The sequence below is a fragment of the Mycobacterium sp. genome (assembly GCF_050701675.1).
Classification (GTDB): Bacteria; Actinomycetota; Actinomycetes; order Mycobacteriales; family Mycobacteriaceae; genus Mycobacterium.
In genome coordinates this window covers 1-6,772 of sequence record NZ_JBOGDD010001282.1, presented here as the reverse complement: position 1 = coordinate 6,772, position 6,772 = coordinate 1, and the positions used below count along the sequence as shown (strand labels likewise).

The 6,772-nt window shown below is 67.9% G+C and carries 6 protein-coding genes and 1 pseudogene; 6 read left to right on the top strand and 1 reads right to left on the bottom strand.

From position 1 onward, the window contains the following. From ACRDUX_RS39580 to ACRDUX_RS39560, 5 genes and pseudogenes are all read left to right on the top strand, one after another. Positions 1 to 220 (top strand): annotated as a pseudogene (locus ACRDUX_RS39580) (MBL fold metallo-hydrolase); the annotation flags it as partial. Between the two features lie 102 nt (positions 221 to 322). Then, the gene (locus ACRDUX_RS39575; protein WP_526422809.1) at positions 323 to 1,330 is read left to right on the top strand and encodes a DUF4352 domain-containing protein; all 1,008 of its coding nucleotides are present in this window, start codon (positions 323 to 325) and stop codon (positions 1,328 to 1,330) included. A 158-nt stretch (positions 1,331 to 1,488) separates the two neighbouring features. Beyond that, on the top strand, positions 1,489 to 2,469 hold the full coding sequence (locus tag ACRDUX_RS39570; RefSeq protein ID WP_526422807.1) for a phospholipase effector Tle1 domain-containing protein: 981 nt from the start codon (positions 1,489 to 1,491) through the stop codon (positions 2,467 to 2,469). 131 nt (positions 2,470 to 2,600) lie between these two features. Further along, positions 2,601 to 3,461, top strand: a complete 861-nt coding sequence (locus ACRDUX_RS39565; protein ID WP_526422805.1) for a DUF8453 domain-containing protein — start codon at positions 2,601 to 2,603, stop codon at positions 3,459 to 3,461. Between the two features lie 39 nt (positions 3,462 to 3,500). After that, positions 3,501 to 4,214 (top strand): crotonase/enoyl-CoA hydratase family protein, encoded by a 714-nt coding sequence (locus ACRDUX_RS39560; protein WP_526422803.1) that lies wholly within the window; start codon positions 3,501 to 3,503, stop codon positions 4,212 to 4,214. Between the two features lie 141 nt (positions 4,215 to 4,355). Here the strand turns inward: ACRDUX_RS39560 and ACRDUX_RS39555 are convergent, their stop codons facing one another. Then, positions 4,356 to 5,102, bottom strand: a complete 747-nt coding sequence (locus ACRDUX_RS39555) for a hypothetical protein (protein WP_526422801.1) — start codon at positions 5,100 to 5,102, stop codon at positions 4,356 to 4,358. A gap of 97 nt (positions 5,103 to 5,199) precedes the next feature. On the opposite strand from ACRDUX_RS39555, the gene ACRDUX_RS39550 reads away from it, so the two are divergent. Beyond that, positions 5,200 to 6,772, top strand: a 1,573-nt coding sequence (locus tag ACRDUX_RS39550; protein ID WP_526422799.1) for an exodeoxyribonuclease V subunit gamma, incomplete at its 3' end; no start/stop codon positions are given.

The window sequence follows — 6,772 nt, the reverse complement described above, 5'->3', positions numbered from 1 at the left end:
CTTCCTGGAGGGGTGCGGGCGCACCGACTTCCCCGGCGGCAACGTCGACGACATGTTCCGCAGCCTGCAGGCGCTCGCAAAGTTGCCAGGGGATCCGACGGTGTTTCCTGGGCATTGGTACTCGGCCGAGCCCAGCGCCTCGCTGTCGGAGGTGCGCCGGTCCAATTACGTGTACCGGGCGAGCAATCTGGACCAGTGGCGCATGGCGATGGGCGGCTGACGCAGGAGGTTTGCCTGCTCCGAAGTAGCGCGTTGGCTGACGGCCTGCGCTATTTTTGGTTCGCCGCGCGTGCGGTGCGCATACCTGGGGGAGGACTGTGCGATGCCCACACCGGCCGATTGGTATCCGGACCCTGAAGACCCGACTGGCCTGAGATATTGGGACGGCGCAGGCTGGACCGAGCACCGCACTCCCGCCGTCGCGCCACCCACTCCGTTCGAGTCACCCGCACCGCAACCACCTACTCCCCCGGCCGACGTGTTCCCCTCGAGCGAGCAGCCACACGCGGGGGCCCACCGCGCCCCCGATCCCGGGCAGGAACCGCTCGCCGGGTCGTACACCCCAACGCCGAGCCAGCCGTACGACACCCATCCGACCACCCCTTACGAGCCGCCGTCCTACGAATCACCTTCCTACGAGCCGCCGTCGTGGGATGCGCCGCCAACTCAGTCCCACGAGGCAGCGTCGTTCGTGCCACCGCCTGGCCAGCCGGGCGGCCCATCCGGTGAAGGCCCCAACAAGAAGCTGGTCATCGGAATCATCGCCGGCGCGGCGGCCATCCTGTTGGCCATCGTTCTGGTGATCGCGTTCGTGGTGATTGGCAAGAACGAACCGGCGACGACCGCGTCGCAAGCCACGTCGTCGGAGTCGGCGACGTCGTCCAGCGAGACCACGACGTCGGAGACGGCAACCGAGTCCTCAGAGACCGAGGCGCCGTTGCCGCCGCCCACCGGCGCCCAGGGCAGCGACGGCGACTACTCCTTCTCGGTCGCGAGCACCGAGACCGGCGACACCATCACCTCGACCGTCAGCGACTCCGTCGAGACGGCTGCGGACGGCATGTACTACGTGGTCCATCTCAACGTGTCCAACACCGGTACCTCGCCGCTCACCTTCGTGGCCACCTTCCAGCAGTTGAGCGCCGCTGGGCAGACCTTCCCTCTCGACGACACGGCGACCGCCTTCCTCGGCGGCACCGTCGCCGACATCGCGCCGGGTAGCCAGGTGGAGACTCCGCTCGTGTACGACGTGCCGGTGGGCACCGAACCGGATTCGATCCTGTTACGGGCCGATCCCGCGAGCCCTGGCGTCGAATTGCCCTTGCAGTAGCCGCACGCGACGACTGATTCCGTCGCCAAAACTCGCACACTCCCAAGGATCCGTCGTTACTTCCAGCCCAAGATGGCAGATTCGCTAGACATCGCGGCGTTTGGTTGCCAGACTCATAGAGAAGATCGTTTGAGTCACGTCGGGGGGCGGGGTCGATCATGAAGAACGTCGTGTTGTGCTTCGACGCAGACGGGGTGGGCAGCGCGTCGGAGTTGTTCAGTTTGCTCGACCAATCCGACGACCAGGTGACCTGGTATCACCGTGACGCCGCAGGCCGGAGGCAACGCGACGCCTTCCACAGCGCGCGCGCCGCAGTCGGTGAGGCCTACGACTTCGTTTCTCGACATTGGGAGCCGGGCGATCGCATCTTCGTGTTCGGCGCCGGACGCGGGGGTTACTACGCCCACGCGCTGAGCCGGTTGCTCGGCACCGTCGGCGTACTTCCCTCGACGTGGAGCGACCTCGTCGACTTCGCCCTGAGCGCATACGCGCTACCGCGCACACCGAGGACGTCGTGCGACTGGTGGCGCGTCAGGCAGTTGATCGAGGAGCTCAACGATGACGTCGACACGGCCGGACCCGTCGCGTTCCTCGGCACGTGGGACGCCGTTCGAACTCCGGGGTTGCCCACGCTGGCCCCTGAGGCGCACGCCAACGTCGTCGCCGCGAGGCACGCACTCGCCATCGACGGTGGACCGCTGCACCGACAGATCGTGACTGCGCCATCCGGCGGGGTCGATGCGGTGTGGTTCCGCGGCGGGCATTGCGACATCGCCGGCGGCCCTGGCGCGTGCGCCCCGTTGACCGGCATCGCCATCGACTGGGTCCTCGCTGGTGCACTGTCGGCGGGGGCAGGCCTGCGCAGTGATGCCCTGCCCGCGATGCCCGTCCCCGGCTACGCCGACGCACTCGCGGGAAGCGTGCACGGCGTGCCATGGCCCAAACCGCCCGTCGACGCCAGTGTGCACGCCAGCGTCGGGGCCTACCTGCAGGCCCATCCGGAGTACTGGCGGCGGCTGCCGTCGCGCATCGTCTGGGCCGACGACGACTGGATTGCACGCGGGGAGCGGCTCGTCGTCGTTGCCCCGACGGCTTCAAACCCAGCCCCAGCAACGGAACTCGCGGCCATCGCCTCCTAGCCTTCGCCGGTGCGCTGGCAGCCACATACCCCGCGCGGTACCGTATAGCGGGCCGCTAGCAACTGCCGAAACGTGCGTTCACGAGGCCGTTAGCGAAGCGCTACTGTCCTGAGCACACGCGAATCGAGCAGATGAGGGCGCAGGTGGACTGGATCAACGATCGGCTGGGCGAACTGAGAGATCTCGGATCCGGCGGCTGGCTGGCGATCGCGGCATGGGTTGCTCTGGCACTCGGCCTCGTCGCACTCGTCTGGGCCAACCGCCAGATCAAGAACAACCGCCAGCTCAAGACCGAGCAGGTACGCCCTCAGGTGACGATGTTCATGGAGCCACACCCGACGGACTGGCACGTCATCGAGCTGGTGGTGCGGAACTTCGGGCAGACCGCCGCTCATGACATCCGATTCGACTTCGTCAACCATCCGACGGTTGCTGCGTACGAGGACTCTCAGGTCGATGGCAAACCCGAAATAGCCGAACTCGACCTTCCCAGCGAACTCCCGCACCTGGCTCCGGGGCAGGAATGGCGAACGGTGTGGGATTCGGCGATCAGCCGTGAGGAACTCGGCGGCTCGATTCGGTCCAGGTTCGACGGCGCACTGACGTACTCCCACCGCCCGCGGCCCAGCGCCAAGACGACCAAGACGACCAAGACCAGCAGGTGGAACAAGCGGGACACCTTCGAGACGAAGTTCCGCCTTGACTGGGCAACCCTTCAGCCGGTGCAGCGCATCGAACTGTTGACCACTCACGATCTGGCCAAGCGGGAGAAGCAGAAACTGGAGCTGTTGCGGAGCGTGCTGACGTACTTCCACTACGCGTCCAAGGAGACCCAGCCCGACGTGTTCCGCGCCGAGATCGACCGAATGAACAAGGCGGTGGAGGAGACCCAGGATCGTTGGCGGACCAGGCAGTTGGACCAGACCACCGAACTCGACTTCCCGTGGATCCAAAACGGGGTGGCTGGCCGTCATTCCGCGAACATCGGATAGTTACGATCGGCTCGTCCACCTGCATCCAAGGGAGAGCCGATGACAAGCACCGTTGCGTATGAGCTGACCGAGTCCGTCGCCACGATCACGCTCGACGATGGCAAGGTGAACGTGCTCTCGCCTGCCACGCAGCAGAACCTCAACCAGGCACTGGACCTCGCGGAGAAGGGCGCGGCCGACGGCGAGGTCAAGGCCGTCGTGCTGGCGGGCAACTCGCGGGTCTTCAGCGCCGGGTTCGACCTCAGCGTCTTCAACTCCGGTGACGCCGCCGCGGCGCTCGGCATGCTGTCCGGCGGCTTCGAGCTGTCGATCAGGCTGCTGAGCTTCCCGGTCCCGGTCATCATCGCGGCGACGGGTCCGGCGATCGCGATGGGCTCGTTCCTGATGCTCAGCGGCGATCACCGGGTGGGTTCGCCGAGTTCGCGCTGCCAGGCCAATGAGGTCGCGATCGGGATGGTCTTGCCGATCTCGGCGATCGAGATCATGCGGGCGCGGTTGACGCGTGCCGCGTTCTCGCGGGCCGTTTCCATGGCGGCCGTGTTCACCGGGGCCGAGGCAGTCTCTGCCGGCTGGCTCGACGAGATCGCCGAGGACGGAAACGTTTTGGCGCGGGCTCGCGACGTTGCTTCCGACGCCGCGGCCGGGTTGAACGTCAAGGCGCACAGGGCCAGCAAGCTGAAGGCCCGCAAGGATGCCATCGCGGCGATCCAGGCGGGCATCGACGGGCTGCCTGCCGAGTTCGCCAACAGCTAGACCCGGCTAGACCGCCCTGGGGGACCTGTCGGGTTGCCCGCCTCGTAGCGACTTTGCGCAAGGACCGTCCCCGCGAAAGGGCGAAAGTCGCTCGTAGTCGGGCACTTACACACCTGCCCCCAGGCTCGTGACGGGTGTGACTCAGCGTTCGAGGGTCGGCGCGAGCGCCTGCAACCACTTCTGCGCTTCGTGGGCAATCGCCAGTTTGGGCGCGGCCGCCTCCCGAAGCGCGTCGTATGCCGTGCGGAGCTCGGGAAGATCCCGTGCGACGCGATCGACAAGGGCGGTGTCGTCATCGACTGGCAGCGTCGAAAACGACTGGTAGGCAACGCGCGCCGCCACGATCTCCGTCAGCCCGGCGTCCTCGGCGGGCGGCGCGTCGACCTCGCGGACGAGTGTGGTCAGTGCTTGGCGGGCTCGATGCGCCCCAGACCTGGCCACCCGCAACGCGCTGGCGGCCTCCTGCTCCGCGGCCAGTGCGGCGCGCGCCCGCGCCACCCACTCGTCGTCCAGGGTGCCCTTGGCGCACACCGGGCAAGGCTGCGTGCCGTGCCGGTCGTGGAACTCCAAGCTGGTCTCGAGGAACTGGACGCGGTCGGCGGAGAGCGCATCCGCGGCGCGTTCCGCATCGGCCTGCGCGCCGGCTGCTGAACGCAGTGCGGCACAGGCCCGTTCGACGTCGTCGACGTCGGGTGCGGTCAGGGCCGCGGCCTGCTGCCGAGCGAGCGTCTGGACCTCCGCATCGAGCCGGCTCATCGCGACGGTCAGCGGGTCGCCGGCGGGCAGGTTCCGCCAGGCGGCGAGGACGACCAGTCGAGCCTGATCGCTCAGCTCGTCGTCGTCATCGGCTCGTTGCAGGACGTGGTCTCTGAGCTGTTCGTCGGTCATCGCCTGCTGACTTTAGGCGCTCGGCGCAGGATCGCGCGGGGTGTTGTCGACGCCATTCTTCGATCCGGTGTCGGACGCGCGGCCTAGGCTGGCTTCGATGCCGCTTCACCTTCACCGCGCCGATGGCACCGATCTGTTGGCAGACGGACTCGGCGCCCTGCTCTCCCAACCGCTCGAGGACCCGTTCGCCACGGAGTTGGTCCTCGTTCCCGCCCGAGGAACCGAGCGGTGGCTCAGTCAGCGCCTGTCACACGTCCTTGGCCGCAGCTCTGGGGCGGACGGGGTGTGCGCGGGCATCGAGTTCAGGAACCCCCATTCGCTGATCGCCGAGATCACCGGAACCAACGATGACGACCCGTGGGCACCGGACGCCATGGTCTGGCCACTGCTCGAGGTGATCGACGAGAGCCTCGACCAACCGTGGTGCAAGACGCTGGCCACCCACCTCGGCCACTTCGCGGCGGGCGACGAGAAGGAGCTGCGCCAGGGCAGGCGTTACGCAGTGGCCCGGCGGATCGCCGGCCTGTTCGCCTCGTACGCCAGGCAGCGGCCGCAGTTGCTCGCCGACTGGCGCGACGGCAACGCCGACCTCGACGGCGATCTCGACTGGCAACCTCCGCTCTGGCAGGCACTCGTCGATCGCGTAGCCGCCGATCCGCCCCACGTCCGCCACCAGCAGACCGTTGCCCGCCTTCGGGAGTCGCCGATCGACTTGCCGCCGCGCCTTTCGCTGTTCGGCCACACCCGGTTGCCGATCACGGAGATCGAACTGATCGAGGCGCTGTCCACCCACCACGACGTGCACCTGTGGCTGCCGCACCCCAGCGACCAGCTGTGGCGCGCGCTGAGGGACGTGCGCGGGCCCATCGCCCGCCGCGCCGACACCAGCCACCGGGCCGTTCACCATCCGCTGCTCGCCACCCTCGGCAGGGATCTCCGCGAGCTGCAGATCATCCTGCCGACGAATCTGCCCACCGACGAGTACCTCGGTGGTCGCCAACACCCCGACACCCTGCTCGGTTGGCTGCAGTCCGACATCGCCGCGAATGCCGTTCGGCCACAGGGCCGGACCCTTGCCGAGGGCGACCGTTCGGTACAGGTGCACGCGTGCCATGGGCCGGCCCGACAGGTCGACGTGCTGCGCGAGGTGCTGCTCGGCCTGCTCACCGACGACCCGACGTTGGAGCCGCGCGACATCCTGGTGATGTGCCCCGACGTGGAGGCCTACGCGCCCCTGATCAACGCCGACTTCGGCCTCGGCGACGTGCTGCGCGGCGCGCACCCGGCCCACCGGTTGCGGATGCGGCTCGCGGATCGTTCACTCGTCCAGACCAATCCGCTGCTGGGCGTGGCGTCGCAGCTGCTCGCCCTGGCCGGTAGCCGGGTGACCGCCAGCGAGGTGCTCAACCTCGCACAGACCGCCCCGGTGCGCGCGCGTTTCGGCTTCACCGACGACAACCTGGAGGACGTCACCCGCTGGGTTCGCCAAGCGAATGTCCGCTGGGGTTTCGACCAGGAGCACCGCCAGCCCTACGGTGTCGACTTCGTGCACAACACTTGGCGTTTCGGCGTCGACAGGGTCCTGGCAGGCGTCGCGATGTCCGATGACGCGCACGCCTGGATCTCCTCGACGCTGCCGCTGGACGACGTCGGGAGCAACCGTGTCGAGC